Below are 26,957 nucleotides of genomic sequence, written 5' to 3'. Positions count from 1 at the left end.
TTCCGGGCCCCGGTCGATCAGGCTCGGCAGGCGGACGCTGCGGGCGACCCGACGGGCTCCGTCGGACTGTTCACCACCGTCCTGGGCCTCCGGCAGGGGCGGTGCGCGGCGGACCTGGAACCGGTCGGCCGTCGCGGCAGGCGGCGGAGCGCCATCCGCTGGACGAGGCGCTGCCGGCGCGCCTGCCGCCGGCGCCGGCTTCGGACGGCAAGCAGGCCGAGGCCCTGGGGCTGTCCGACGTGATCTGGCGGGGCACGGGATGGTGGCACGACCGGGCCGCCGCCATGCGGGCCGCCCTGGGAGCGGCGGGCAAGGCCGAGGACGGGGAGGACATGGCGCGGGCCCACCACGGCCCGGCCGGCGCCCTGCGCCACCTCGGCGGCCTGCCCGGTGCGCGGCGCCGCTTCGGACAGGCGCGCTCCGCGGACGACCGGGCACACGTGCCGCGCACCTTCCAGGTCGTGCATCACACCCGGGGAACCACGTTCGTGCCCCGCGCCGTCATGGAGGCGGCCCTGCGGCTGCTGCGCACCGCCGTCCCGGTGCGGCCGGCCGGCGGCCGGGTGAACCTGGCGGAGGAGCTGACGGCGCTCGGCGACGTGCGGCTCCTGCCGCCGGCGGCGCGGGCCAGGGGGGACCGGCCCGGCTGGAGACCGTCAGGCAGTAGCGGGACGGCGGCTACGGTCAGCCGGGCCGCCGCATCGGTCATTTGACCATCCGGAGGTTCCCCGGCCGCGTGGGGCCGCCGCCGACGGCCCCGGCGAGCCTTCGACGGAGGCGGGTCCGCCCTCGGCGGCGTCGGACACCCGGGGCCACGGCGAGGGGCGGACCACGTGTGCCGGCCTGCCGCGCGGGCCGCGATGTGCACCCGGGCCCAGGAGTTAAGTCGTTAGACGGATTCGGCCGTGTCCGCTGTCGGGAGACGGTGGGTGCGTCGCCCGGCGGCGCGGTTCCCCCGCTCCGCCCACACCTGAAAGGCCACACCATGCCCTACATCACCGTCGGCCAGGAGAACACCACCGACATCGACCTCTACTACGAGGACCACGGCACCGGACGACCCGTCGTCCTCATCCACGGCTACCCGCTCGACGGCCACTCCTGGGAGAAGCAGACCACCGCCCTCCTCGAAGCCGGCTACCGCGTCATCGCCTACGACCGCCGCGGCTTCGGCCAGTCCAGCCAGCCCACCACCGGCTACGACTACGACACCTTCGCCGCCGACCTCAACACCCTCGTCGAGACCCTCGACCTCCACGGCGCCACCCTCGTCGGCTTCTCCATGGGCACCGGCGAGGTCGCCCGCTACCTCGCCACCTACGGCTCCGCCCGCATCGCCAAGGCCGCCTTCCTCGCCTCCCTCGAACCCTTCCTCCTCAAGACCGACGACAACCCCACCGGCGCCGGCGACCAGGCCTTCTTCCAGGGCGTCTCCGACACCGCCCGGAACGACCGCTACGCCTACTACACCTCCTTCTACGACGACTTCTACAACCTCGCCGACAACCTCGGCGTCCGCATCAGCGAGGAGGCCGTCCGCAACAGCTGGAACGTCGCCACCCGCGGCAGCGCCCACGCCGCCTGGGCCGCACCCCTCACCTGGCCCACCGACTTCCGCGCCGACATCCCCAGGATCGACGTCCCGGCCCTGATCCTCCACGGCACCGCCGACAACGTCCTCCCCATCGACTCCACCGCCCGCCCCTTCCACAAGGCCCTCCCCCACGCCGACTACGTCGAGATCGACGGCGCCCCCCACGGCCTGCTCTGGACCCACGCCGAAGAAGTCAACAACGCCCTCCTCGCCTTCCTCGCCAAGTAGTCCCCGCCGCTGCCACGGTGGCCCACCCCGTGATCCGGCGGTGCGGGCCACCCGGGCACACCGCCGAGTCACGCCTGCGCAGGGACGGTCCCGCCGGGGGCCCGGAGAGCGAGCGGTGCACGCCCGACCGAAGCCGTCCCGCCAGGAGAACGCCGGGCAGTCGGCCATCTCGCCACCCACGGTGGCTTCCCATCCGTACCACGTGTTCCCGCGGCCGGGCTTCGGCTCCCGGCGGGGACCCGACCGCGCATCGCAGGAACTCGGTGATCACACATGACACGAAGTGCCGTGAAGGCACCGGTGCGGGAGCGTCCGGGTCCGGCCGGCCGGTTCCGGCTGACGTCCGTGCCGGACGCGCCGGCGACGAGGGCCCTCGGAGCGGGCGAGGAGCGGGACGCCCGGCCGGTGACGCTCACCGTGACGGCGAGCGACATGCTCACCGAGGAGGGCGCGCAGGCCTACCTCCGTGCGGCGTCGGGTGTGCGCGTGGTGCCCTGGGAGGACCGGCACGGTGCGGACGTGGCGCTGGTGCTGGCGCACAAGGTCTCCCTGGCGACGCTCCAGCGTGTCGAGGAGGTGACCGGATCGGAGCAGGGGCGGGGACTGCCGGTGCTGCTGGTGGCGGACTCGATCAGCGAGCGGCACCTGTGGTACGCGGTCGACCGCGGAGTGGTGGGGGTGCTGCTGCGCGGCGAGGTCGGTCACGCCGACATCGTGCGGGCGAGCCGCAGGGCTCTGCGGGGGGAGTCGCCGCTGCCGCCCACCCTGGTGCGCGCCCTGGTCGAGCGACTGCGCTCGCTGCCCGGGCACCAGCCGGGCCCGTCCGACCTGTCCGCCCGGGAGGTGGACGTCCTGCGGCTGCTGGCCGAGGGGTTGAGCACCGCCGAGGTGGCGGGACGCCTCAACTACTCGGAACGTACGATCAAGAACGTGCTGCACGACGTCATCACCCGGCTGGGCCTGCGCAACCGGACGCAGGCGGTGGCCTACGCCATCCGCAACGGCGCGCTGTGAGGGCCGGACCGTGCACGGACGGCCGTCGAGGCCGACGACACCTTGTGGGGTCACCCGGCACACCCGGCGGGGTGACGGTGGAACACGCAAAGTCACCGCCTTGACAAGGAGAGTTCGGTGAAGAAACCCTGTGGTCCGGAAGGTGTACCCCGCAGATACCCGGACGTCGCCGCTCGCCGAGCGGACCGTGACCCGGTGCGGGGCCGGCGCGGAAGCGGGAAACACGTATGACCGACTGGCACAAGACGGCGTGCAGCCTCTGCTACGTCAACTGCGGTCTCGAGGTCGCGACCGACGGGCGTGCGATCACCCGCGTACGCGGCGACAAGGAGAACCCGCGCACCCGGGGCTACCTCTGCCAGAAGGCGCAGCGGCTGACGTGGTACGGCGACCACCCGGACCGTCTCACCACACCGCTGCGCCGCCGCCCCGACGGCGGCCACGAGCCCGTGGACTGGGACACCGCGCTGACCGAGATCGCCGGACGCCTGCGGGACATCAGGGACACCACCGACCCGTCGGGCCCGGGCGCGCTCGCCTACGTGGGCGGCGGGGGCCAGGGCAACCACTCCGGTGGCGCGTACGGGAACGCGCTGATGAGCTGGATGAACTCCACGCGTTTCTTCGGCGCCCTGTCACAGGAGAAGACCGGGGACTTCTGGGTCAACGGCAAACTGTTCGGCGGGCAGGTCTGCCACACGTCCGAGGGCGTCGAGGAGTGCGACCTGCTGGTGGCCATCGGCTGCAACCCGTGGCTGGCGCACGGCTTCAACCGTGCCCGCACCGAGGTGAACGCCATCAAGAACGACCCCGGCCGGAAGATGATCGTCATCGATCCGCGGCGCACCGAGACGGCGGAGGTGGCCGACGTCCACCTGCCGTTGCGGCCCGGAACCGACGCCTACCTGCTGGGGGCGATCCTCGCCCTCGTCGTGCGGCGCGGCGGTGCGGACGAGGCGTTCCTGCGGGCGCACACCGAGGGCTACGAACAGGTCGCCGACGCCCTGCTGCGCATCCCCGTGGACGAGTGGATCGCCCACGCCGAGGTGGAGCGGCCGGAGGTGGAGCGGGCCGTGGAGCTGATCCTGGCCGCCCGGGCGATGACCGTCCGCGTCGAACTGGGCGTCCAGCAGGGGCGCAACTCCACGCTCAACAGCTACCTGGAGAAGCTGCTGTACCTGGTCACCGGGCACTTCGGCCGGCCGGGCACCAACGCCCTGCACTCCTGGCTGATCCCGTTGTGGAAGGAGTCCCGCGGGGAGCGCTCGCAGATCACCGGGTTCGAGTACATCGGCGGGTACCTGCCCATGAACACCCTGGCCGAAGAGGTCCTCGCCGACCATCCGCACCGGGCCCGTGCCGTCTGGGTGGACTCGTCCAACCCGGCCAACACCGCGGCGGACACGGCGTCCGTCGAGCGCGCCCTCACGGAGTGCGAGCTGTCGGTGGTCGTCGACATCGCCTACACGGAGACGGCCGCGCTGGCCGACTACGTGCTGCCCGCGGCCTCGCAGCACGAGAAGTGGGAGTGGACGTTCTTCGACTTCGAGTGGCCGACGAACTACTTCCAGCTCCGCCGGCCGCTGTTCGCCCCGCTGCCGGGCACCCTGGTGGAGGCCGAGATCTACACCCGGCTCCTGGAGGAACTCGGCGCCCTGCCGGACCGGGCGGAGCTCGAACGGCTCACGGAGCTGGCCCGCACCGACCGGCCGAACCTGCTGCGGCACGCCGCCGCCACCCTGCGCGAGGCTCCGGGCATCGCCCCCGCGCTGCTGTACCGCACGCTCGGCCGCACGCTGCCCGAGGGCGCGGCCGCCGCGGCGGTCCTGTGGCCCGGCTGCCACACCGCCGCGCACCGGCTGGGACCCGCCGTCCGACGGGCGCTGGACACCGAGGCGTCCGGGACCGCGCTCGGCGAGGAACTCTTCGACCGCGTCCTGCGGTCGCCGAGCGGTCTCGCCTTCAGCGCGCACGAGTACGACGAGGTGTGGAGCCTGATGCGCAGCGAACGCGTCACGCTCGCCGTGCCGGAACTGCTCGGCTGGCTCACGTCCCTGGACCCGGCCGCCGACCGCCGTGACCCCGGCTTCCCGCTGTCCCTGATCAACGGTCAGCGCCGCAGCCACAACGCCAACCAGATCCTGCGCCCGCCCGCTTGGCGCAGGACCGACCCGGAGGGCGCCCTGCGCGCCCGCGCCGAGGACCTGTCCGCCGCCGGTGTCGCCCCGGGCGACTGGGTGGCCGTGGTGTCGCGGACCGGACGCCTGGTCGCGCGGGCCGAGGCCGACGAGACGCTGCGGGCCGGGCAGGTGGCGCTGCCCCACGGTTTCGGCATGTCGGTCCCCGACGGCCGCGGTGAGCGTGTCACCCACGGCCCGCGGATCAACCTGCTCACCGACGCCGCCGACCGCGACCCGATCGCCGGCACGCCGCACCACAAGGACATGCCGGTACGCCTGGAGCTGCCGACGCCCGAGGAACGGCAGACCGCCCAGCGGGACAGCGACCGGGTGCGCGCGCTGATGGACACCTGACCGCCGGCGGTGACGACGGGCCCGGCATGCCGCGGGGTCTCAAGTCCGGCTTCGGCGCGACGAGTCCGGCAAAACCGACATAGCCTGTACGGCGTGACATACATATCCCTTCCTGCCCTCGTCCGCCGTGATCTGAGCACCCGTCGAGGCGTATTCGCCGCCCTCTGTGCCGAGCCGGTGCCGGCCGCGCGGGGCACGGTGCTCCTGCTGCCGGGTTACGCCGAGGACAAGGAGGACTTCCTCCCGCTGCTGCCGCTGCTGTCCGAGGCCGGCTACCGGGCCTTCGCGGTCGACCCGCGCGGCCAGAACGAGACGGACGGCGGCCATGACGCGACGGCGTACCGGCGTGAGGAACTCGGCGCGGACGTCGTGGCACTGGCCGAGGCGCTCGGCACCCGACCGCATCTGGCCGGCCACTCCACGGGCGGCCAGATCGCCCGGGGCGCCGCGCTCGCCGCACCCTCGGCGTTCGCGTCCCTGACGCTGCTGTCCTCGGGGCCCGGGCGGGTCGGGGAGCAGCGCGGAGCGGAGGTGAAGCTGCTCACCGGGGCGCTCACCACGATGACGATGGAGCAGGTGTGGCAGGCCCTGCGGCGACCGCGTGCCGAGCGGGCCGCGTCGCCCGGCGCCGAGGAGGGTCGCGCGCGCTGGCTGCGCACCAGCCGCACCCAGCTGCTGGCCACCGGACGGAACGTGCTGGAAGAGCCCGACCGGACCGCGGAACTGGCCGGGGTGAGCGGGCTCCCGGTGCACGTGGTGCACGGCGACCGGGACGGCACCTGGGCGCCGGCCCTGCTCGCGGACATGGCACGCCGGCTGGACGCCCGGCACACCGTCCTTGCGGACACGGGGCACGCACCGCACGTGCGGCGCCCCCGGGCGACGGCGCGGGCGATGACGGGCTTCTGGGACGGCGGACCGAGCACGGCACCGGCGCGGTGAGGCGACGGCGCGATGAGTGCCGGGGCGCGGCCAGGGGGGCGCGAGGTCCACGGGTCGTACTCCGGGACGCGACGCGCCCGCAGGACGGAGCCGTACCAGGCGATGCCCGCACACCACCGCACACACTCCCAACGTGTGGGGCCGTTCGTGCAACGACACTGTCCTGTCGTGCACATGTGCGTCGCCGGAGCCACACACACGGGGCGATCCGTCGCCCGGCGGTGTGACCCGGTGGCATTCTTCGGGCATGGCAACCTCATTCCCCGAGATCGGTGATCGCCCCGACGATCTCGCCACCGCCGCCGGAGTGCGGCTGGACGACGGTCAGCTCGCACTGGCCGCCCGGTACGCGACCCGCGAGGAGGTCCGGGCGGGAGACGTCCTGTACCAGGTGGAGGACGACTCGGTCGACCTCTTCCTGTGCGGGACGGCGACGCTGGAGGCGGTCATCCCGTCCTCGGAGGGCGGTGACGGGCACGTCTTCATGACGCACGGCCCCGGCCAGTTCGCCGGCGAACTCAACCTGCTCACCGGACAGCGGCGCGGGCTGACCGTGCGCGTCGCCTCCGGCGGCACCGTCCACCGGGTGCGGCCCGCGGCCTTCCGCCGGCTGATGGCCCAGGAGACCGAACTCTCCGACCTGCTCCTGCGCGCGATCCTCGCGCGGCGCCGGCTGCTGCGCCAGGCGACGCGGCAGACGCTGCGGATCGTCGGGGACGCCGGCACGGCCGAGGGCCTGGCCATGCGCACCTTCCTGGACCGTCAGGGCGTGCCGCACCGGTGGCTGGACAGCGGCTCCCCGCAGGGCGGGGAGGCGATGCGCTCGTCCGGTCTCACCGAGGAGGACCTGCCCGCGGCACTGTCCTCGCGCGAGGCGACGCCCCGTGTGACACCGGGCGTGCTCAGCCAGCGGCTCAATCTCGCCTACCGCGGTACCGGGCGCGGCTCGGCCGACCTCACCGTCGTGGGCGCCGGACCGGCGGGGCTGACGGCCGCGGTGTACGGCGCCTCCGAGGGTCTGGAGACGGTACTGCTGGACGGGGTGGCCGTCGGCGGCCAGGCCGCCACGAGCGCGCGCATCGAGAACTACCTCGGTTTCCCCTTCGGGCTGAGCGGAGCCGACCTGACCGCGCGTGCCGCCGTACAGGCGCTGAAGTTCGGTGTGCGCATCGCCAGTCCATGCGGTGTCGCCGGGCTGGGCGCCGAGGGCCGCGGCCACGTCGTGACCCTGGTGGACGGAACCCGCGTCGAGACGCGGGCGGTGATCGTCGCCACCGGAGCGGAGTACCGGGCGCTCCCCCTCGACGGCTGGGCGGAACTGACCGGCTGCGGCATCTACTACGCGGCCACCGACCTGGAGGCGCAGGCGGTCGCCGGCCGGCCGGTCGCGGTGGTCGGCGGCGCCAACTCCGCGGGCCAGGCCGCCTTGCACCTGGCCCGGTACGCCTCCGGGGTCACTTTGGTGGTACGGGGACGGGATCTGGGCGCCCGCATGTCCGCGTACCTCGTGGAACGGATCGTGAACGACCCGCGGATCACCGTGCTCACCGGGACCGAGGTGACGGCGCTGCACGGCCGGCCGCACCTGGACGCGGTGTCCCTGACCACCCGGGACGGGGGCGCCGGGACACGCCGTGTCGACTGCGCGGGCCTGTTCTGCTTCATCGGGGCCCGGCCGGCGACGGCCTGGCTCGGTGGAGTGGTGCTGGACCCGGACGGGTTCGTGCCGACGGACCGGCAGTTGCCGGTGGCGGACCTCGGACCGCGCTGGAAGGAACTGGGGCGCGAGCCGCTGCCGTACGAGACCAGCGTGCCCGGCGTGTTCGCCGCGGGCGACGTGCGTCTGGACTCGATGAAGCGGGTCGCCGCCGCGGTCGGCGACGGCGCCGGCGCGGTCCGCTCGGTCCACCAGTACCTCGCGACCCTGTGAGCCTCGCCTCGTCCTGGCCGGCAGATCAGCTCGGACCAGCCGGGGACTGTGGCCCGGCCGGCGCGGCCGTCACGTGCCGTTCGCCTCGTCGAAGGCCTTGAGCGCGTCGCGCAGGGCGGCGCGGGTGGTGATGCCCAGCTTGGGGAACACCCGGTAGAGGTGGGCGCCGGCGGTGCGGGGCGAGATGTTGAGCTGCCTGCCGATCTCCTTGTTGGACAGGCCGCTCGCCGCGAGCTCCGCGATACGACGCTCCTGCGCGCTCATCCGCACCCCGGCCCTGGCGTCCGCGACACCGACGCCCACGCCGGCCGCCCGCAGTTCGTCCCGCGCGCGCTGCGCCCACAGCGGAGCCCTCAACTGCTGCTCGAACAGGTCCAGCGCCACGCTCAGCTGGACGCGTGCGGCCGTGTACTCCCGGCGCCGGCGGAGCCACTCGCCGTACCACAGCCGGAGGCGGGCGTACTCGAAGGTCCACAGCGAGGCGTCCGGGACCGCGAGGGCCGCCTCGTACAGCGCACCCGCCTCGTCGTCGGGCGCGGCGACCGCGGCGGCCGCGGCGAGGATGAGCGCGTGGTGCGGTGAGATGGCGTCCAGACGCGCCTGCCGGCCGGCTTCGACGTGTGCGCGGGCCGCCTCGGTCCGGCCGGTGTGCATCGCGGACTCCACGAGGTCCAGGTACACGCGCGAGAAGTGGGGGAAGTGCGAGGGCAGTTCTCCCGGCGGGGTCAACGCGGAGGTCAGCAGGTAGGCCTCCTCGAAGTCCCCGCGGCCGACCGCGGCGCGGGCCCAGGTCTCGTTCACGGTGGACATCAGCAGCTGCATGCGGCGCGGCTGGGCCCACGCGGTGATCGTGTCGCAGTGCCGGCGCAGCGCTTCCTCGTCCCCGCGGCCGGACGCGACCATGGCCAGCCCGTACGTGAAGATGATGTGGATGAGGTGGTAGTCGTGCTCGGTGGCGTCCGCGAAGCCCTGACTGGCGATCGTCTGGACCCTGTCCCACTCCCCCCGCATGAACGCCTCGTGGGTCCTGGCCACCACGCCGAAGCGCAGGCTGTCGTACGCGCCGTGTCCGACGGCCTCCCGCCACACGCCGTCGTAGTACGTGAAGCAGTCGAGGTACATGGCGGTGTAGATCAGCCAGGTGACGCGCCACAGGGGGGTGTCGGGGGACAGTGCGGCCGTCGCCCTGTCGAGTCGTTCCCGCACGTCGTGAGCGGTGCGCGCCGGGTCGGCGACGCAGTCGAAGCACATGCGCGCGGACTCGGAGACCCGGTCGAGCGCGCGGTACACGGCTGGCCACAGTTCCGCACGGCCGCCCCACACCGCCGCGTTGAGCAGGACGTAGAACGCGTCGTCGAACGCGTCCGTGTCGGCCGGGACGGTGTTTCCGCGCGCCGCCTCCATGGCGGGCGGCAGGACGCGGTAGACCGCGTCGATGTCCCCCTCCCGGTGGAACTGCACGTAGCCCGCGGCTGCCGCGCCCCGCAGTGACTCCGTGGTCTGGCCGGCCAGTTCGTGGGCCGTTCCGAGGAGTCCGGCGATGCCGGCGGCGAACGCGGCCTGTTCCAGGCGGCGGGTGCGCTCGGTGGGGTCCTGGCTGAGTTCGGCGGCACGGCGGTACGCCGTGGCGGCCTCCGCGGCGCCGCCACGGGCCACGGCCCGCTCCGCGGCGCGGGTGAGTTCGACGGCGACCGCCTCGTCGGGGTCGTCCGCGGCGTGGGCGAGGTGCAGGGCACGCCGTTCCGGCTCCGCCGTCAGGACCCCGGCCAGCGCGCGGTGCGCGGCTCTGCGGCGTCCGGCCGGGGACATGTGCACCACGCAGGAGCGGACCAGGGGGTGCCGGAAGGTGACCTGCTCCGCTACGTGGTCGACACGGACCAGTCCGGTGCGCTCGCTGGTCTCCAGCAGGCCGTCGTCCCACTCCTCGCCGCCCGCGCCGAAGGCCGCCCGGATGTCCCCCAGGTTGCCGGGGCGCTCTCCGTCCAGGGCCGTCAGCAACAGGGCGAAACGTGTGACGGAGCCGAGCTGCCGGACGCGGTCGGCGAACACGCTCTCCAGGCGGCTGTTGAGCGGCAGGTTCGCCGGCAGGGCTTCGGCGCCGTCCCGCTGGGCGTCGGTGAGCTGGCTCGCGAGCTCCACCAGCGCGAGCGGGTTGCCTTCCGACTCGTCCAGCAGGCGCCGCCTGGTCGTCTCGGCCAGTCCCGGGTGACTGCTGTCGAGCAGCGCCAGCGCGTCGGGGGCCGGCAGCGGTCCGACGTCGAGCACGCGCAGGCCCGTGGGGTCGAGGAAGCCGTGTGCGGCGCTGCGCGCGGCCATGATGAAGGCCGCCCGGCAACTGCCGAGCCTGCGGGTGATGAAGGTGAGCACCTCGGCGCTGGAACGGTCGATCCAGTGCACGTCGTCCACCACCACGCACAGGGGCCGTCGCCGGGACGCGGCCTGGAGCAGCGCGAGCGCCGCCGCCGAGATGGCGAAGCGTCCCGGCGCCGAGCCCTCACGGATGGAGAGCGCCTGTTCCAGCACACCGCTCTGGAAGGCCGGCAGCCCGTCGAGGTGGTCGAACAGCGGATAGAGGAGCTGGTGCAGCGCGGAGAACGCGAGTTCCTGTTCGCTCTCGACCCCGACGACCTGGAGCACGCGCACCCCGCCAGAGCGGGCGCGGGCGGTCACGGCGTCCAGCAGCGCGGTCTTCCCCACCCCGGGGTCGCCCCGCAGCAGCAGCGCCGCTCCCTCGTTCTCCGCCTCGACCAGCAGTGCTTCCAGTGCGTGCAACTCGGACGTACGGCCCACCAACGACAACGTTCCTCCCACGCCGGAGGGCGGTTGCCCCTGCCGGCGCTCACATGGTGGCTGCCGGCGGGCGGGCGACGCATCTGTCGGTCGACTGGTATCGGCCGGGTTTCGGAGCGCTTAAGACAAGCGGACGGGACGCGGCGGGCGGGATGACGCGGTCGTCGTCCCCGTGCACCACGAGCGCGGGTTGCCCGACCGCGGAGAGCCTGTGCGGAGCGCCGCGGTCCGGGACGCTCCACTCCGCCGGGGCCCCGCTTCCCGCTCGGTGGGGGCACCGTATGCCATCGAGTGTGGCGGCGGCTCCCGTCCGGACCGGTAAGTCAAACAACGGATCACACCGGACGGTGAGGAGGGAAGAATCGGGGGCCGAGGGCGTCCCGTGCCCCACGCCGTGCCCGGCCGGATGACATGTCGTCGCCCGACCGCGTGATGAGGCGCGCCGGCCGGGCCGCCGCATTCCGATGAACGAGGAGAGCACACCCATGGAAACCGACCAGCGCATCCTGCACCGGATCACGGAGATGGCGGACGAGGAACGCAGGCTGCGGGACTCCCTCGCCGGGGGCGGCGCGGACCGCGCGGCGGAGCGTGACCGGCTCGGCGCGCTCGAACGGGAGTTGGACCAGTGCTGGGACCTGTTGCGGCAGCGGCGGGCCAGGACCGAGTTCGGGGAGGACCCCGACGAGGCCCGTGTGCGGCCGCAGTCCCAGGTGGAGAACTACCGGTCCTGACGGTGGCCGTGGCGCGCGGCAGGAAGCGCGAGGCGCACGCGAGCGGCGTGGTACATCCGGAAGTTGGGTCGCTTGAGTCCCTGATTTCCCGTCCGGGCGTCCCCGACGTACGCAATTGCCCGGCATGCCGGCGGCGACCGGGAACGTTTCCGGTCGCCGCCGGGCGGCGGACGGCTCGGCCGTTCAGTCCGCCCAGGAGGCGAACAGCGCGTTGAGTCCCTCCGCCATGGTCGGGTGCGCGATCATGCCGTCCCGCAGACGGGTGTACGGCATGTGGGCCCACATGGCCGTCTGCACCACGGACAGCACCTCCGCCGATTCGGGGCCGAGCAGGGCGGCACCCAGGATCTGCTCGGTGTCCCGGTCGACCACCGCCTTCCACAGACCCCGCGTCTCCCGCAGGGTGCGCGCCCTCGGGATGGCCTTGACCGGCAGTTTCGCGACCCTGATGGAACGGCCCGTGGCACGGGCCTGCTCCTCGGTGAGACCGACGCGGGCGAGTTCCGGGTCGGTGAACAGGTTCCAGGGCACCAGCCGGCCGGCCGTGCTGCGGGAGCCGCCGTCGATGTTGGCCTTGACGATGCGGTAGTCGTCCAGGGACACATGGGTGAACTGCGGGCTGCCGGCCACGTCGCCCACCGCCCAGGTGCGCGGGGCGTCGGTCGCCAGCCTGTCGTCCACCCGTACGAACCCGCGGTCGTCGGTCCGCACCCCCGCCGCCTCCAGGCCGAGGTCGCGCGTGACGGGGTCCCGGCCGGTCGCCGCGAGGATGTCGTCGGCGGTCAGCGTCCGCCCGTCCTCCAGCAGCACCCGCACCGTCTCCCGCTCCCGGACCACTTCCTTCACCGTGACGTCGGTGATCAGCTCGACGCCGTCCTCCCGGAGGCAGTCCGCCAGGGCCGTGGCGATGTCCCGGTCCTCGCCGCGCAGCAGGTGGGGGCCGCGTTCCAGGACCGTCACCCGGCTGCCGAACGCGGCGAACATGTGCGCGAACTCCAGGCCGACGTAACCGCCGCCGAGGACCAGGAGCCGGTCCGGGACGCGGCGCAGGTCCATGATGCTCTCGCTGGTCAGCGGTTCCGCCTCGGCGAGGCCGGGAATGGCCGCGATGTGCGGCGTCGTCCCCGTGTTGATCACCACGTCGGTGCCGCGTACGACACGGCGGCCCCCGTCGTTGAGGTCGATCTCCACCGTCCGCTCCGCCACGAAGCGCGCGGTGCCCAGGACGAAGTCCATGCCGCTGTCCAGGAACTGCCGGTGGTTGAGCTCGACCATGCCGGAGACCACGCCGTCCTTGTGCGCGCGCAGCAGCTCCAGGTCCACCCGAGGCGTCCCCAGCCGGATCCCCAGCGACTGCGCGGTGCCGGCCCTGCGGGCCAGCCGGGCGCTGGTCACCAGCGTCTTGGTGGGGATGCAGGCCACGTTGATACAGGTGCCGCCGATCATCCCGCGTTCCACCATGACCACTCTGCGGCCGGCCCGCGCGGTGTCCATGGCGAGCGTCTTGCCGGCCTTGCCGCCACCCACCACCAGCAGGTCCACGTCTTCCACGGCTTCCTCCGCAACGTTCATTCGCTCTTCGTCCTCCTCGGCCGTGCACAAGCGGTGGGCGGGACGGCCGGCGCGTCACACACCGGCCGCCCCGGTCCAGCCTCGCCGCTGTCACGGGTGGACGCATCAGTCGAATGACCAGTCCGTCCGCGGCGCGATGCCACACACCCTCCCCCGTGCTGCTGTGACGGGGCGCGCGACGGCGGACACGGGGGCGGGACGACACGTCCGCCGGGCCGCCGGGACGCGGGCTTCGGCGGTCGTCACGGGGGTCGCGGCGGGCCCGCCGGGGGGAGGCCGGGGTGCCGTCCACCGCGGTGAGTCAACCGACTGATGACCACCGTGCGGCCGGGACCTAGTTTTTCGGCGTGGCCGCCGGACGGAGCACCACCCCGTGGAGGGGTACGGCGGTGCACAGGCGGCGGACCGCTGCCGGGAAACCGTCCGGACGGTGAAAGGAGGACGCCTCGATGCCCGTGACACCGCGTCTACGCATCGGCGAAGTACAAGGGCCGGCACAAGCGGTGCGTTTCACGCTGCTGGGGCCGGTGCGGGCCTGGCGGGCCGAGGAGGAACTCCCGCTCGGCCCGCGCCAGCAACGCCTGCTCCTCGCCGCGCTGCTGGCGGGCGCGGGACGGCCGGTCCCGCTGACGGAACTCATCGGCCTGCTGTGGGACGGTGAGCCACCGGTCAGCGCGGTGAACGCGGTCCACCGGTACGTCGGCTCGCTGCGGCGGCTGCTGGAACCGGGCCTGCCGATCAGGTCGCCGGGCCGGTGGCTCGTCCGGCAGGCGGGGAGCTACCTGCTGCGTGTCGACGCGGACGGCCTGGACCTGCTCAGGTTCCGCGACCTGGTCCGGCGGGCCCGCGCCACGGCCGCCACGGGCGACCTCCCGGGGGCCGTCGACCTGTACCTGGAGGCGCTGGACCTGTGGCAGGGCCACTGCGCGGAGGACCTGGGCGCCGTCGCCGCGGTGCACCCGGCCTTCGCCATGGTGGAACACGAGTACGCTCCGGCCGTGTGCGAGGCGGCCACCGCGGCCCTGGGCTGCGGCCGGGCCGGCTCCGTCCTGCTGCCCGTCCGGCAGGCCGCCGACCGCTGCCCGCTCGACGAGGCGCTCCAGGCGTCCCTGCTGCTCGTGCTGGCCGCGGACGGCAAGCAGGCGGAAGCGATCATGCAGTACCAGACCATCAGGGCCCGGTTGTCGCAGGAGCTGGGGGTCGACCCCGGGGCGGAGCTGCGGGCCGCCCACCAGAGCGTGCTGCGCGGCGGGCCGGCGGAGCCCCGGGTGCAGGCGGCCACCGGGTCCGGGACGCCGCCCGCGGCGCCGCTCCCGCCGTCCCGGGCGCCGTGGATCGAGCCCGCCCAGCTGCCACCGGACCTGCCCTCGTTCACCGGACGCGAGCGGGCCCTCGGCCAGGCGCTGGACACCGCGCACCGGGGCGGCGACGGCCTGCGTGTCCTGGCCGTCGACGGCATCCCCGGAGTCGGCAAGACCGCGCTGGCGGTCCACTTCGCCCACCGCGTGGCGGCGGACTTCCCCGACGGGCAGCTCTACACGGATCTGGGCGGCTTCGCGGACCACGGTGACCCCGCGGATCCGGGTGACGTGCTGCACGGGTTCCTGGAAGCACTGGGCGTGGACCGGCACCGCATCCCCGCCTCCACGGAGGCCAGGTCGGCGCTCTTCCGCAGCGTCCTGTCCGGCCGTCGCGTGCTGGTGGTGCTCGACAACGCGTCCGACGCGGAGCAGGTACGGCCGCTGCTGCCCGGAACCTCCGCGTGCATGGTCGTGGTGACCGGCCGGAGCCGGCTGATCGGTCTGGCCACCGCGCACGGAGCACGGCTGCTCTCCCTGGACGTGCCCTCGGTGGCCGAGGCGACGGCGTGCTTCCTGCGCCGTGTCGGTCCCGCGCGGACCGACACGGGCGTGGCCGTCGTCGAGGAGATCGTGGCGCGCTGCGGCCGGCTGCCGCTCGCCCTGGCCCTCGTGGCCGCCCGCGCGGCGAGCCGTCCCGAGCAGCCGCTGACCCGGCTGGCCGCCGAACTGGCCGCCGCGCAGGGCGGCCTCGGGGGTTTCGACGAGGACGACAGCGCCAACGCCGTGCGCGGTGTCTTCTCCTGGTCCTACCGGACGCTCGGTGCCGAGGCCAGGCGCGTCTTCCGCCTGCTCCCCCTGCTCCGGGCCCCCGACGTCGGCACGGCCGCCCTGGCGAGGGCTGCCGGTGTCACGCGGGAGGCGGCGGCCGCGGCCGCCGGGGAGCTGGTGCGCGCCCGTCTGCTGGACGTCCGGGGCCGCGACCGGTACGGCGCGCACGACCTGGTACTTGCCTACGCGGACGAGCTCGGCCGGGTAGCGGAAGCGGACCGTCCGGCCGCTCCACGGCGCTCGTACGTGCACTCCCGCCGCTCCGCGCGGCCCGTGGCGCGGCCGCTGCCCGGCCGGGCCGACGCACACCTGGAGGAATGGGCCCTTTGAACACACCCGGTGCTGAACACAGCCGGTGCGGCAGGTGTGTGCGCGGGCCGCGAGTGCCGTACCGCCGCCCAGGCCGTACGGCGGGGCGACCGGCAGGCCGTACGGCGTGGCGGCCCGCACGCCGTACGACGTGGCGCGCGGCCGGAGACGGAGCACGGCTGGATACGGCTCGCGCCCGGCGGCTCGCTGCCGGGCCCGCGGGGGCCTGCACGGCTCAACCGGGCACCGCCCAGGCGGCGTTCGGACTCCGCCGGCGGCCGGCCCGCTCGCCCGGCGGGCGGGGAGCGGCGCGGAAGCGACCCCGTCAAGACACGCGCCACAAAGTTTCCACTGCCCGTTCCGCATGCTGTTCGGGAGGCAGCGCGTGGCCCGTTCCGGAACGGACGGCGAGCCCGCGGAAAGCCGCCCCGGCTGCGCCACCCCCAGATTCCGACCCCCGTCCGGCAGGGAGAGACATGTCCGCTGTTACCCACCACACCGCCCCGACGCAGTTCGTCGAGGCCGACGGTGTCCGCTACGCCTACCGCCGGCTCGGCTCCGGCGGCGAGGTCCCCCTCGTCATGCTCCAGCACTTCACCGGCAACCTCGACAACTGGGATCCCGCCCTGGTCGACGCGCTCGCCGCCGAACGCGAGGTGATCCTGGTCGACTACCCCGGTGTCGCCTCCTCCACCGGCGCCTTCGCCACCACCATCGCGCAGATGGCCCAGCAGATCATCACCTTCACCGCCGCCCTCGGCCTGGAACGCGTCGACCTGCTCGGCTTCTCCATCGGCGGCTTCGCCGCCCAGGACATCGCGCTGGTCAGGCCCCGCCTGGTCCGCCGTCTCGTCCTCGCCGGGACCGGTCCCAAGGGCGCCCCGGGCATGCACGGCTGGCGCAAGGACATCGAGACGCACGCCCGCGCCGAGGTGCCCACCGGCGAGGACCTGCTCTACATCTTCTTCGCCCACACCGAGACCAGCCAGGCCAAGGGCGTGGAGTTCCTCGGCCGGTTCACGGCCCGCACCGAGGGCCGGGACGTGCCCAGCAGCCTCGCCTCGCGTGACGCCCAGTACGACGCCGTGCTGGAGTGGGGCATCCCGGACCACTCCGCACTGCAGCGCCTCACCGGCATCCAGTGCCCCACGCTCATCATCCAGGGCGACGACGACCTGATGATCCCCACGAGGAACAGCCACCTGATGGCCGGCCTGATCCCGGACGCGCGGATCCGGATCTACCCCGACGCCGCCCACGCCTCGCTGTTCCAGTACCCCGCCGAAGCCGCCGAGGACGTCAACGCCTTCCTCGGCTGACCGTCGCCAGATCATCGGGAGAACACCATGTCCGACCTGCTCAGCACCATCTTCGACGCCTACGGCGGACGCGCCCGCTGGGAAGAGGCCAGCCGGATCACCGCGCGGCAGTTCTTCGGCGGCGCCCTGTGGGGCATGAAGGGCCACCCCGGCGCCCTGAACGACGTCGACGTCACGGTCGACCTGCGCCGCGAGTACGTCACCCAGAAGCCGTTCTTCCACCCCGGCCACCACACGGCGTTCTCCGCCGGCCGCGTGGCGGTGGAGGACCAGGACGGCAACGTGATCGAGGAACTGACCGATCCCCGCGCCTCCTTCGCCGGTCACGACCTGATGACGCCGTGGACGAGGCTCCAGCTCGCCTACTTCTCCGGCAGCGCCATGTGGACGTACCTCGCCGAGCCGCTCTCGCTGACCTACCCCGGCGTGCGGACGGAGGAGATCGGCCCGTGGACGGAGGACGGGGAGAAGTTCCGGCGCCTGCACATCACCTTCCCCGACAGCATCGCCACCCTCAGCACCGAGCAGACCGTGTACGTCGACGCGCAGGGTCTGATCCGCCGGCGCGACTACAGCGTGGAGATCGCCGGGAACACCCCCGCCGCGCACTACGTCTCCGGCCACCAGGAGGTGTCCGGCCTGGTCATCCCCACCACCCGGATGATCTACAGCCGCGACGACAACGGCGACAAGGTCCCCGACCCGCTCGTCGTCTCGGTCCGGCTCGAGAACGTCGCGGTGTCCTGACCCGCGCACCGCGCGCCTCCGCCGCGGTGGGCCCGGTTTCACACGGGCGCCACCGCGGCGGACCGGTGCGCGGGGGCGTGACCCGGTACCGAGCCACGCAACCCGAGGCCGCACCGCCGTCCAGCCGCACCGCCGTCCAGCCGCCCGAGCGGCCTCGTCCTCATCACGACCCGTCCGACCAGGAGAACCCTGCGACATGACCACCACCATGCGCGCCGTCGCCTACCGCGCGTCCCTGCCGGTGACCGACGACGAGAGCCTCCTCGACGTCGAGCTGCCCGTCCCCGAACCCGGCCCCCGTGACCTGCTCGTCCAGGTCGAGGCCGTCGCCGTCAACCCGGTCGACCACAAGGTCCGCAAGAACCAGGACCCGAAGGGCCGTGAGCGGGTGCTGGGCTGGGACGCCGCCGGCACGGTCGTCGCGACCGGCTCCCAAGTGGAGAACTTCCGGCCCGGCGACGAGGTGTTCTACGCCGGAGCGCTCGACCGGCCGGGCGCCAACTCCGAGTACCACGCGGTCGACGAGCGTCTCGTCGCCCTGAAGCCGACGACGCTGACCTTCACCGAGGCGGCGTCGCTGCCGCTGACCTCCCTCACCGCGTGGGAGGGTCTGTTCGAGCGGATCGGACTGCACCAGGACCCGATCGACGAGACGGGTTCGCTGCTGGTGACGGCGGCCGGCGGTGGTGTCGGCGCCGTGGTCAGCCAACTGGCCCACGCGCTCACCGACTTCACGGTGATCGGGACGGCGTCCCGCCCGGAGACCGTCGACTTCGCCCGCCGCATGGGCGCCCACCACATCGTGGACCATCACCGGCCGTTGCCGCCGCAGCTCGCCGAGGTGGCCCCGAACGGCATCGACCACGTCTTCAGCACCGCGGGGACCGACCGCAACCTGACCGCCTACGCCGAGGTCCTCAGCCCGTTCGGGCAGATCGTCGCGATCGACGACGTCGAGGATCTGCCCGTCGGCCTGCTGAAGGCGAAGAGCATCGGTTTCCACTGGGAGTTCATGTTCACCCGCTCCCTGTTCCGGACCGCGGACATGGACCGGCAGGGCAAGATCCTCACCCAGGTGGCCCGTCTGGTGGACGCCGGCGTCATGGTCAGCACCGCGACCAGGGACCTGGGCCCCGTCAACGCGGCCAACCTGCGGCAGGCCCACGGCATGATGGAATCCGGCACCGCCATCGGCAAGATCACCCTCACCGGCTTCTGAGACGGCCGGGAGACGGGGCGCCGCGCACCCGGGTCCCGACGGTTCGGGCAGGCAGGTCGCACGTTGGCGCCCTGCCCACGGCGGACCCAGGTGTCTTCGGCTCACATCGGGGAACGTGAGCGAAGCGGCTTCGGACACATGAGGCGTGCTTTCCGCAAGCGCCGCCGGAAAGGGAGTCGTGACGACGTGCACATCGTGATCGAGGCCGGGGTGACGGCGGGCATCGCGGAGGACGGGGCGCTCACGCTGCTGTCGCCCCAGGGCGCCCCCTACTCCTACGCACCCGAGGCCACCGCCATGTGGATCGCCCTGCGGCAGCACGGCGGGAACGTCCGGGCCGCCGCCGCGGTGCTCGGCAGCGCGTGGAACGCCGACGTCCCGGCGGTTCGCCGGCTCCTCCACGAGCAGGTGGCCGACTGGCAGCGGGCCGGCCTGGTGAAGGCCGCCCCCGAACCCGCCCGCGCCTCCTGACGGGACCGGGCCGGCGCCTCGGGAAGTGACGGGTCACATGTGGCCGTCCCGAGGTTCACCAGGAGGTTCGTGGTCACGTGCGGTGCGCCCGCCGGAGGAGATTCCACAGCCCACCGTCGCGGCCACCGGGGACGGCGCGGCCGACCGCCGGGGCGTCGGTCACTTCTTCCCCGCCGACAGTCGTTCGACGGTAGCGGGCAGCCCTTTTCCCCGCTGGACTGTTCCCACATGTCGACCACGGCGCGGACGCCTGCGCCCGACGCCCGATACAGGACCTCACCGTGACACCTGATGCCCCGACAGCCCCTTCCGCCGGCACGCCCGGAGCCGGGGGCCACCGGATCCGCACCCGTTCGGGCCGGACGACCGTGACCCGGCGAGCCGAGGCGGCGGATCTCACCGCGGTGAACGCCCTGCACGGCCGCTGTTCCCCACAGACGCTCTTCAGCCGCTACCAGACCGGGCGTTTCGCGCTGCGTGAGCACGAATGGACCCGGCTGACCCGGCAGGGGACGAGCTGGGTGACGAGCCCCGTGAACCGCCCTGACGTGGTCGTCGCCCTCACCCACCTGCTGCCCGACGGCACCGAGGGCGGCGGTGAGCTGGCCCTGCTCGTGGAGGACGGCTGGCAGGACAGGGGCCTCGGCACGGCACTGGCACGCTGGGCGCTGTCCCGGGCGCCGCTCTTCGGCATACGGCGAGCGGTGGTCGTCACGACGCGCGACAACCGCCGTATGGCCGCCATCTGCGACTCGCTCGGCGCACACGTCGCGCCGGCGGGAGCCCTGGGCGGTACGCGGGACGGCACGGAGGACGGCGACGGCATCGTCCACTTCGTGCTGGCCGTGTCCGAGGAGGCCACGCCCCGGCGGGTGTGCGACACATGTGACCGGGCTTCGGCCTGACGCCGTGCGCAGCAGGTGTGTCCGCGGGCTCGCGGAGGCCACGTACGTCCGCGTGGGACACCCGACGGGTGACCCCGTTCGGTGCCCGGTGCAGGAGCCGCACCCCCGCGCGCCTCACCGGCGGCGGGGGCGGACGGCCCTCGTGCGGCAGTGCGGGTCAGGTCAGGCGGACAGGAAGCGGTTGACGTCGTGGGCGAAGTCGTCGGGATGCTGGAAGAGGAAGCCGTGCCCGGCGTCGCTGTAGAGGATCACCTTGGCCTGGGGGAGCTTCTGCGACATCGCGTAGGTGGCGTAGGCGTGGATCATGACGTCGTGGGCGCCGTTGGCGACCAGGACCGGCAGGGTCAGTTCCTCCTGCCGGTGCCAGTAACCACCGAACGAGCCGATGGCACCGAGCTGGCCGCGTACGGCCTCGGGGCCGACGACCGCCCGCGAGTCCTTCAGCCGGTGCTCCAGGCGTTCCAGGGACGCCCGGCCCGCGGCCGTCGCCTCCTTGGTCTCGGGGAAGAAGAGGTAGAGGAAGTCCTCGGCGGCGTTGGCCGGCTTCGCCATGGTCTGCCGGGTGCGGTCCGAGGGCGGCGGCAGGTCGGGCACACCGCCGGCCGAACTGCCCGCCACCACCAGGTGACGGACGATGCCGGGGGCCGCCAGTGCCACGCCCTGGGCGACGATGCCGCCCATCGACCAGCCCAGGACGTCGATGTCCGTCAGGCCGAGCGCGTGGATGAAGGCGAGGGAGCCTTCCACCATGTCCTCGATGGAGGCCGGCGCGTCGCCGGTGGACAGGTTGATGCCCCGGTTGTCGAAGACGACGACCTCGCGTTCGGCGGCCAGGGGTTCCAGGAAGGCGGGGTCCCAGTGGTCGATGGTGCCGCGGAACCGCATGTGCATCAGCAGCGGACGGCCGCCCGTCCGGCCGAACCTGCGGTAGGCGAAACGCTCACCCGAAGGCCCCTCGACGTACCGGGTCTCGGCCGCATCGGCCACGTAAACAGACATACTGAGGACTCCTGTTCAGGAAGGACGGCGCACCGTTCCGGGGCGCCGGTCGGGCTGTGTGGGCGTACGCGCGTGCGCCGCCGTCAGACGCCGATGACCATGCGGAACCGTGCCTCGCCGCGCAGCATCCGGTCGTAGGCCGCCTGCGCGTCGGCCAGCGACGTCCGCTCCGCCATCGGAGCCACGTCATGGGCCTGCGCGAAGGCCAGGTTCCGCTCGTTCTCCGCCGGGGTTCCGGTGAGGGAGCCGGACACCTGCACGGCGCCGAAGACCAGTTGGCGCGGTGCGACACGGACCGGCTCCGGTGACACCCCCACCAGGACCAGCCGGCCCCGGCGGGCCAGGCCGGCCAGCAGCGGGCTCACGTCCCCGCCCGCCGCCGTGGCCAGCACCATCCGGGCGCCCCCGAGCCCGGTGAGCTGCGCGGCGGCGTCCGTGGCCGTGCTGTCGACGTAGTGGTGCGCGCCCAGCCGGAGGGCCAGTTCCTCCTTGTCGGCCCCGCGCGCGACCGCGACCACCCGCAGCGCCAGAGCCCGCGCGTACTGCAGGGCCAGGTGTCCGAGACCGCCGATGCCCTGCACGGCCACCAGGTCACCGGCCATCAGGCCGCCCGGCTGCCGGACGTGCTCGACCAGGGCGTTGTACACCGTGAACCCCGCGCACAGCAGCGGCGCCACCCGGGTGGCGCTCATCTCCTCCGGCACGGACACCAGGCCGGTCTGCCGGGCGTACATGTACTCGGCGTAGCCGCCGTCGACGTGCACACCCGTGTACGGCTGGTCGGTGCAGCCGACGAAGTCGCCCAGCCGGCACTGCGCGCACACCCCGCAGTGCCCGCCGAGGAAGCCCACCCCCACCCGGTCGCCCTCGCTCCACCCCGTGACGCCGTCGCCGAGGGCGTCGACGCGGCCGACGGCCTCGTGTCCTGGGACCCGGCCCGGCTCCCCCTCGTCATGCGGACGCACGGCGACCGAGTCGCTGTGGCAGATGCCGCACGCCTCCACCCGGATGCGTACCTGCCCCGGGCCCGGTGGGACCAGTTCCCGCTCAGTGGGACGCAGGCCCCCGTCGGGGGCGACCTCGACTGCGCGATACGTGGCCATGGGTAACTCCGTGTGAGAGGGGCGAGTGTGCGCGGAAGGCGTGGTCCGTGTGCGTCACACCGGTCGTCGGCCCCAGCGTCGCGTGCCGGAGTGGAATGTTTGTGGTCCCGCTCTTGACCACGGGCCGACGGCCAGTACGAGCCGCCGACCACTCGTCGGCATCGCCTGTGACGGTCGAGGGGGCATCGGTGCGGTGCCGGCCGGGGGCCGGTCGGCCCCGTTCACCGGTGGAGCGCGGCGGTCACGCCTCTGTTCGATCAGCTTTCCCCTGGCGCTCACCTGAGGAATAACCTCAATTGGTCGGTCTGCTTGACAATGTCGGAACAGTACGTTGTTGATATTGACTTATAAGATGACCAGTCATATTTTTTGGATGGACGTCGGCTTCCGTCCTCGTCCATCATCACCCCACCGCCGGGCCCCGGCCGCAGCGGTCGCAGAGAGGAAGAACGCCGTGTTCGAACGCATCCTGGTGGCCATCGATCCCAGCGCCGCCCGGAAGACGGCCCTCCTGATGGCCGGTGAGCTGGCCCGCCCGGCGAACGCGACGGTCCACGTGCTCCACGTCGTGACGTCCATGGTCGCCGGCGACACCGTCGTGAAGCTGGAGGAAGAGGAACAGGGCAAGGCGATTCTCGAAGAGGCCCTGGCAACCCTCCGCGGGCTCGGTGTGGAGGCGGAGGGGCACCTGGCGCACAGCCTGACGCAGCAGGTTCCCTCCGTCATCTCCGCCGCGGCCGAGGAGTTCAAGGCGGACCTGCTCGTCGTCAGCCCCCACCACCGTGGCTCGGTCGCGGCCCTCTTCAACCCGCGGGTCAGCGACGCCGTCGCGCACACGGGCGGAATCGCCGTGCTGCTGGCCCCCGAGGACACGCGTCCCGGCGAGTAGCAGCGAGCGGCTCAGGCTCCAAGGAGAGCCCCCACCTGGCCTGCGACGAGGACGAGCCCGCCGGGTCTGTCGGGGCGAACACCGCCCCCGCAAGGCGCCGTTGAGCGACCGCCGCTCGAACACGGGGAGCCGGTCGATCGCGCGGTTGACGCAGGGAGGTACGGGGATGCGGTGCCGGTTCGCGGGGTGGACGGTCGCCGGGGTGGTCGTCCTGGCCGCCTGCGGCACGTCCCCCGGCGGCGGAGCAGCCAAAGGAGCGTCCGGGGACCGCTCGCCGGAGCCGGCGAGCAGCACGCCGACGAGCGGTACTACGGGTACCGGATGTGTCGCGGGGCGGGCGGAGGTCGCCGTCGCGCCGGGTGATCCGCCGCGGCGGCGGGTGTGCGTGCGCCCCGGGACCGTGGTGTCGCTGGTGCTGCGGCCCCGCACGGATGACGAGCGGTGGACGGCCGTGCGCAGTTCCGCACCGGCCCTCGTCCAGGTGTCCGGATGGCGCGTGGACGCCGACGGCACCGCGCACGCCACGCTGCGGTCCGCGGGCGCCCGGGGCGGCGTCGCCCGGATCACCGCGTCGGCCAAGGCGCCGGACGTGGCGGGAGCGGCACGGGTCGCGTTCGTCCTCGACGTGACGGTCACCCCGTACCCGCGGGAGGGGTGACCCCGGACGGCCCGGGGTCACCCCTGCCCTCACCACGCGGTGTGCGTCAGGAGCGGTCGCGCACCTTGACGGCGTAGATGCCGCGGCCGTGGGTGGCCGCGTACAGGGTGCCGCCGTCGGGGCTCGGCTTCAGCTGGAGCACGGCGACGGCCGGGAGGCTGCCGACCCGCTGCCACGTGGTGCGGCCGGGCGCGCGGTAGACGACGCCCAGGTCGGTGGCGACGGCGAGACCGCCGTTCGGCGTGACGACCGCGGAGTTGGCCGGCACGTCGGGCAGGTTCGCCGAGATGTCCTTCCAGGTGGTTCCCGCGTCGGTGGACTCGAAGACGTGGCCGACGCCGGCGCCGGGGCCCTCGGTCCAGTGCCGGGAGAAGCCGTTGACCGCGAGGAAGACGTGGTCGGCGTTCTTCGGGTCGACGGCGAAGCCGCTCAGGTAGCGGTTGGGCACGGTCCCGTCCACGGGCAGGCTGATGTCGTGCCAGCCGGTGCCTCCCCCGGACTTCGTCCGGGAGGTGTCCCCCACGTGCCCGACGGAGATGCCGCGGGCGAAACCCTGGTTGTTGCAGGGTCCGCACCAGGCCGCGTACACCGTGCCGCCCGAGGCCGCGACGGCGGTCGCCGTGCGGCCGGCGCCGAGGTCGTACACGCTCTTCCACTCGTCGCCGCTGCGGATGGCGTAGCCGTGGGTCTGCACCCAGATGTGCCGGCCGCCGGCGATCCACGTCGAGCTGTCCTTCGTGTCGGCCGCGAGCGGGGCGATGAAGCGGGCCTCGCCGGTGGCGTTGTCGGCCGGGGCGACGTTGTACGAGGTGGCCTTGCCCGGGTCGGTGACCCAGCCGCCGTCGTTGACCGCGCAGTTCCGGGTCACCTGGACGGCGAGGTAGACGTACTCCTCCGCGATGTGGCAGCCGTCGGCCGGGTCGGTGAGCGTGTCGCCGCCGTCGCCGCCGAAGTTCGAGCCCATGACCTCGTCGTCGCCGCGCAGGACGGACTGGCCGTTGTCCTGGAGGCCGCCGGTGACCGAGAGGCCGCCGTGGTCGAGGTCCCTGCCGACGCCGACCGAGTAGTACTGGAGGGTGTCGATGGTGCCGTCGTTGAGGGAGGTCCAGTCGGTGGCGTGGCCGGAGGCGTCCTGCGAGCCGTTGACCGGGCGCTTGTAGACGCCGCCGTCGTTGCCTACGTACACGAAGCTCTTGCCGTGGTAGCGGCCGATCGCGACGCCGTGCTGGTCGGAGTGGGGGGTCTGGTGGCAGTCGCCGGTCTGCTTGGCCGGGTCGATGCTCCAGCAGGGGAAGGGGAAGTTCCAGTACGGGCCGACGGTCGACCAGGTGCTGCCGCCGTCCTTGGTCTCGTAGACCTCCTCGAGTCCCGCGTAGACGTGCTCGGGGTCGCTCGGGTCGACGGTGAGGAACTGGTTGTACCAGGCCTGTACGCCCGGCATGTACCCGGCGGTGGTCAGCGCGGAGCCGGAGGCCGCCAGCCCCTTGTAGTCGGCGATCTTCGTCCAGGGCCCGGTCGGGGAGCCGGACCTGGAGACGAAGACGCCCTCGAGTCCGCTGTCCGGGTTGGTGTTCAGCTGCTCCGGCGACTGGTCGACGGCGTAGTAGCGCGAGCCGTCCGCGGACCGGGCGAAGGTGACGTTGCCGACGCCGTCCGCGTCGGTCGGCAGGTCACCGAAGCCGCTGGTGACACGGGTCCAGGTGCCGTGGACCCTGGTGTAGAAACCGTTGTAGTCGTCGCCGCTGCGCCAGCCGACCGCGAGCACGACCTTGCCCGGGTCCTTCGGGTCGATCGCGATGTCGTTGGCGATGTTCTTGTACGCGGCGTCGGGGTCGTCGTCCTTCGGACCGCCCGGCAGGTAGTCGGGGTTGGGCGCGTACTCCAGCTTCCAGGCGCCCTTCGGCGTCCTCGTGGAGTGGCTCCACACGCCGGCGCTGGTCGCCGCCCACACCTTGCCGCCGCCGAAGCGCAGTTCGTGGATGGTGGTGGACTCCAGCTCGTCGCCGCCGACCCGGTCACGGGAGGAGAAGGTGCCGTCGTGCGGGTGGGACAGGACGTAGACACCGCTGCCGAGGTAGGCGTCGGCGTTGGTGGTCGCCTCGCCGGTGCCCAGCCACAGCCGTCCGGCGCCGTCGAGCGCGAGCGCGCCGGTGGACTGGGACGGCAGCTCGTCGCTGATCGGCTTCCAGTGGCCGCCCCCCCGCTTGGACCGCCAGACGCCGCCGCCGGCGCTGCCCGCGTACACGTACCCGTCGTCGTCGGCGGCGACCGCGGCCATCCGGCCGGTCACCTCGCCCGATCCGCCGCTGGAGTTGGAGTCGATGTCCCGGTAGCGGGAGTCGTCGGAGTCGTACGGCAGGCCGGTGACGTGGCGCCAGCTTCCGCCGGTGCCGGGCAGGTGGGTGAAGCCGGTCCAGGCGGCGCCGTACGCGCCCGGGGCGACGATGCCGGGCGAGGTGCGGGCCTCGGCGTACTGGTCGGCCCCCTCGGCTATCTCGTCGGCCTCGTTGCCGTCGTCGTCCTCGGCCTTCGCCTGCGGGCCGAGCGCCCGTACGGACGTGCCGCGTTCGGCGGCGATGCGGGCGAGGTCGCGCGCGCCGAAGGGTTTCCTGTTCTTGCCGGACGCGGCGCCCGCTGGTGCGGCGACGAGTGCGGCGGACGCGGTGATGGCGCAGATCGTGAGCCATCGTCTCTTGCGGGTCGGTGCTGACACCGGGTCCTCCCAGCACGGGTGGTTGTACAGCCGTCGTGGAGAACCCGACCACCGGCGACGAGGGGTGTCCGGCACTTGGGGAAGCTTTTGACCGGAACCTGCCACCAAAACCGGCAGGACGCGGCCGTGGCGGGCGAGCGGACCGGCCGGCGTCTCGT

The 26,957-nt window shown here is 73.2% G+C and carries 20 protein-coding genes; 15 read left to right on the top strand and 5 right to left on the bottom strand.

All coding sequences use genetic code 11. The features are described from left to right. Positions 1-101: 101 nt before the first annotated feature. From ACZ5DC_RS25705 to ACZ5DC_RS25680, 6 genes are all read left to right on the top strand, one after another. On the top strand, positions 102-713 hold the full coding sequence (locus ACZ5DC_RS25705; RefSeq protein WP_468656412.1) for a hypothetical protein: 612 nt from the start codon (positions 102-104) through the stop codon (positions 711-713). Positions 714-985: 272 nt separating this feature from the next. Then, complete coding sequence (locus ACZ5DC_RS25700) at positions 986-1,822, top strand: alpha/beta fold hydrolase (protein ID WP_468656410.1); 837 nt, start codon at positions 986-988, stop codon at positions 1,820-1,822. 273 nt (positions 1,823-2,095) lie between these two features. Continuing rightward, positions 2,096-2,836 carry a helix-turn-helix transcriptional regulator gene (locus ACZ5DC_RS25695; RefSeq protein WP_468656408.1) on the top strand — a complete coding sequence of 247 codons (741 nt, stop codon included), beginning with the start codon at positions 2,096-2,098 and terminating at the stop codon, positions 2,834-2,836. Positions 2,837-3,063: 227 nt separating this feature from the next. Beyond that, entirely contained in the window at positions 3,064-5,370 is a 2,307-nt protein-coding gene (locus ACZ5DC_RS25690; protein WP_468656406.1) for a molybdopterin-dependent oxidoreductase, read from the top strand. A 93-nt stretch (positions 5,371-5,463) separates the two neighbouring features. After that, positions 5,464-6,312 (top strand): alpha/beta fold hydrolase, encoded by an 849-nt coding sequence (locus ACZ5DC_RS25685; RefSeq protein ID WP_468656404.1) that lies wholly within the window; start codon positions 5,464-5,466, stop codon positions 6,310-6,312. A 247-nt stretch (positions 6,313-6,559) separates the two neighbouring features. Then, positions 6,560-8,242 (top strand): FAD-dependent oxidoreductase, encoded by a 1,683-nt coding sequence (locus ACZ5DC_RS25680; RefSeq protein ID WP_468656402.1) that lies wholly within the window; start codon positions 6,560-6,562, stop codon positions 8,240-8,242. A 69-nt stretch (positions 8,243-8,311) separates the two neighbouring features. Here ACZ5DC_RS25680 and ACZ5DC_RS25675 read toward each other — a convergent pair whose 3' ends face one another. Beyond that, the gene (locus tag ACZ5DC_RS25675; protein WP_468656400.1) at positions 8,312-11,032 is read right to left on the bottom strand and encodes an ATP-binding protein; all 2,721 of its coding nucleotides are present in this window, start codon (positions 11,030-11,032) and stop codon (positions 8,312-8,314) included. Between the two features lie 485 nt (positions 11,033-11,517). On the opposite strand from ACZ5DC_RS25675, the gene ACZ5DC_RS25670 reads away from it, so the two are divergent. Continuing rightward, positions 11,518-11,766 (top strand): DUF2630 family protein, encoded by a 249-nt coding sequence (locus tag ACZ5DC_RS25670; protein WP_468656398.1) that lies wholly within the window; start codon positions 11,518-11,520, stop codon positions 11,764-11,766. 183 nt (positions 11,767-11,949) lie between these two features. On the opposite strand, the gene ACZ5DC_RS25665 is transcribed toward ACZ5DC_RS25670, so the two are convergent. Next, positions 11,950-13,338, bottom strand: a complete 1,389-nt coding sequence (locus tag ACZ5DC_RS25665) for a dihydrolipoyl dehydrogenase family protein (RefSeq protein WP_468656396.1) — start codon at positions 13,336-13,338, stop codon at positions 11,950-11,952. Positions 13,339-13,787: 449 nt separating this feature from the next. On the opposite strand from ACZ5DC_RS25665, the gene ACZ5DC_RS25660 reads away from it, so the two are divergent. The 6 genes from ACZ5DC_RS25660 (at position 13,788) to ACZ5DC_RS25635 (ending at position 20,437) form a co-directional block, all read left to right on the top strand. Next, the gene (locus tag ACZ5DC_RS25660; protein ID WP_468656394.1) at positions 13,788-15,797 is read left to right on the top strand and encodes an AfsR/SARP family transcriptional regulator; all 2,010 of its coding nucleotides are present in this window, start codon (positions 13,788-13,790) and stop codon (positions 15,795-15,797) included. A gap of 455 nt (positions 15,798-16,252) precedes the next feature. Further along, positions 16,253-17,095 (top strand): alpha/beta fold hydrolase, encoded by an 843-nt coding sequence (locus ACZ5DC_RS25655; RefSeq protein WP_468656392.1) that lies wholly within the window; start codon positions 16,253-16,255, stop codon positions 17,093-17,095. Between the two features lie 27 nt (positions 17,096-17,122). After that, positions 17,123-17,842, top strand: a complete 720-nt coding sequence (locus tag ACZ5DC_RS25650; protein ID WP_468656390.1) for a hypothetical protein — start codon at positions 17,123-17,125, stop codon at positions 17,840-17,842. 196 nt (positions 17,843-18,038) lie between these two features. Continuing rightward, positions 18,039-19,061, top strand: coding sequence for a zinc-binding alcohol dehydrogenase family protein (locus ACZ5DC_RS25645; protein ID WP_468656388.1), 1,023 nt, complete (start codon positions 18,039-18,041; stop codon positions 19,059-19,061). 186 nt (positions 19,062-19,247) lie between these two features. Further along, positions 19,248-19,532 carry a hypothetical protein gene (locus ACZ5DC_RS25640; protein ID WP_468656386.1) on the top strand — a complete coding sequence of 95 codons (285 nt, stop codon included), beginning with the start codon at positions 19,248-19,250 and terminating at the stop codon, positions 19,530-19,532. 368 nt (positions 19,533-19,900) lie between these two features. Next, entirely contained in the window at positions 19,901-20,437 is a 537-nt protein-coding gene (locus ACZ5DC_RS25635; RefSeq protein ID WP_468656384.1) for a GNAT family N-acetyltransferase, read from the top strand. Between the two features lie 162 nt (positions 20,438-20,599). On the opposite strand, the gene ACZ5DC_RS25630 is transcribed toward ACZ5DC_RS25635, so the two are convergent. Together ACZ5DC_RS25630 and ACZ5DC_RS25625 are read right to left on the bottom strand one after the other, a co-directional pair. Then, positions 20,600-21,436, bottom strand: coding sequence for an alpha/beta fold hydrolase (locus ACZ5DC_RS25630; protein WP_468656382.1), 837 nt, complete (start codon positions 21,434-21,436; stop codon positions 20,600-20,602). Positions 21,437-21,519: 83 nt separating this feature from the next. Further along, a complete protein-coding gene (locus tag ACZ5DC_RS25625; RefSeq protein ID WP_468656707.1) occupies positions 21,520-22,440 on the bottom strand; it encodes a zinc-binding dehydrogenase in 921 nt (306 codons plus the stop codon). A gap of 553 nt (positions 22,441-22,993) precedes the next feature. On the opposite strand from ACZ5DC_RS25625, the gene ACZ5DC_RS25620 reads away from it, so the two are divergent. Both ACZ5DC_RS25620 and ACZ5DC_RS25615 read left to right on the top strand, forming a co-directional pair. Next, positions 22,994-23,428, top strand: a complete 435-nt coding sequence (locus ACZ5DC_RS25620; RefSeq protein WP_468656380.1) for a universal stress protein — start codon at positions 22,994-22,996, stop codon at positions 23,426-23,428. Between the two features lie 385 nt (positions 23,429-23,813). Continuing rightward, positions 23,814-24,086 carry an acetyl-CoA synthetase gene (locus ACZ5DC_RS25615; protein ID WP_468656378.1) on the top strand — a complete coding sequence of 91 codons (273 nt, stop codon included), beginning with the start codon at positions 23,814-23,816 and terminating at the stop codon, positions 24,084-24,086. A 46-nt stretch (positions 24,087-24,132) separates the two neighbouring features. Here the strand turns inward: ACZ5DC_RS25615 and ACZ5DC_RS25610 are convergent, their stop codons facing one another. Continuing rightward, on the bottom strand, positions 24,133-26,799 hold the full coding sequence (locus ACZ5DC_RS25610; RefSeq protein WP_468656376.1) for a beta propeller repeat protein: 2,667 nt from the start codon (positions 26,797-26,799) through the stop codon (positions 24,133-24,135). Positions 26,800-26,957 lie beyond the last annotated feature (158 nt).

This window comes from Streptomyces sp. NPDC031445, assembly GCF_055581365.1.
This window is presented reverse-complemented; position numbering and strand designations above follow the sequence as displayed.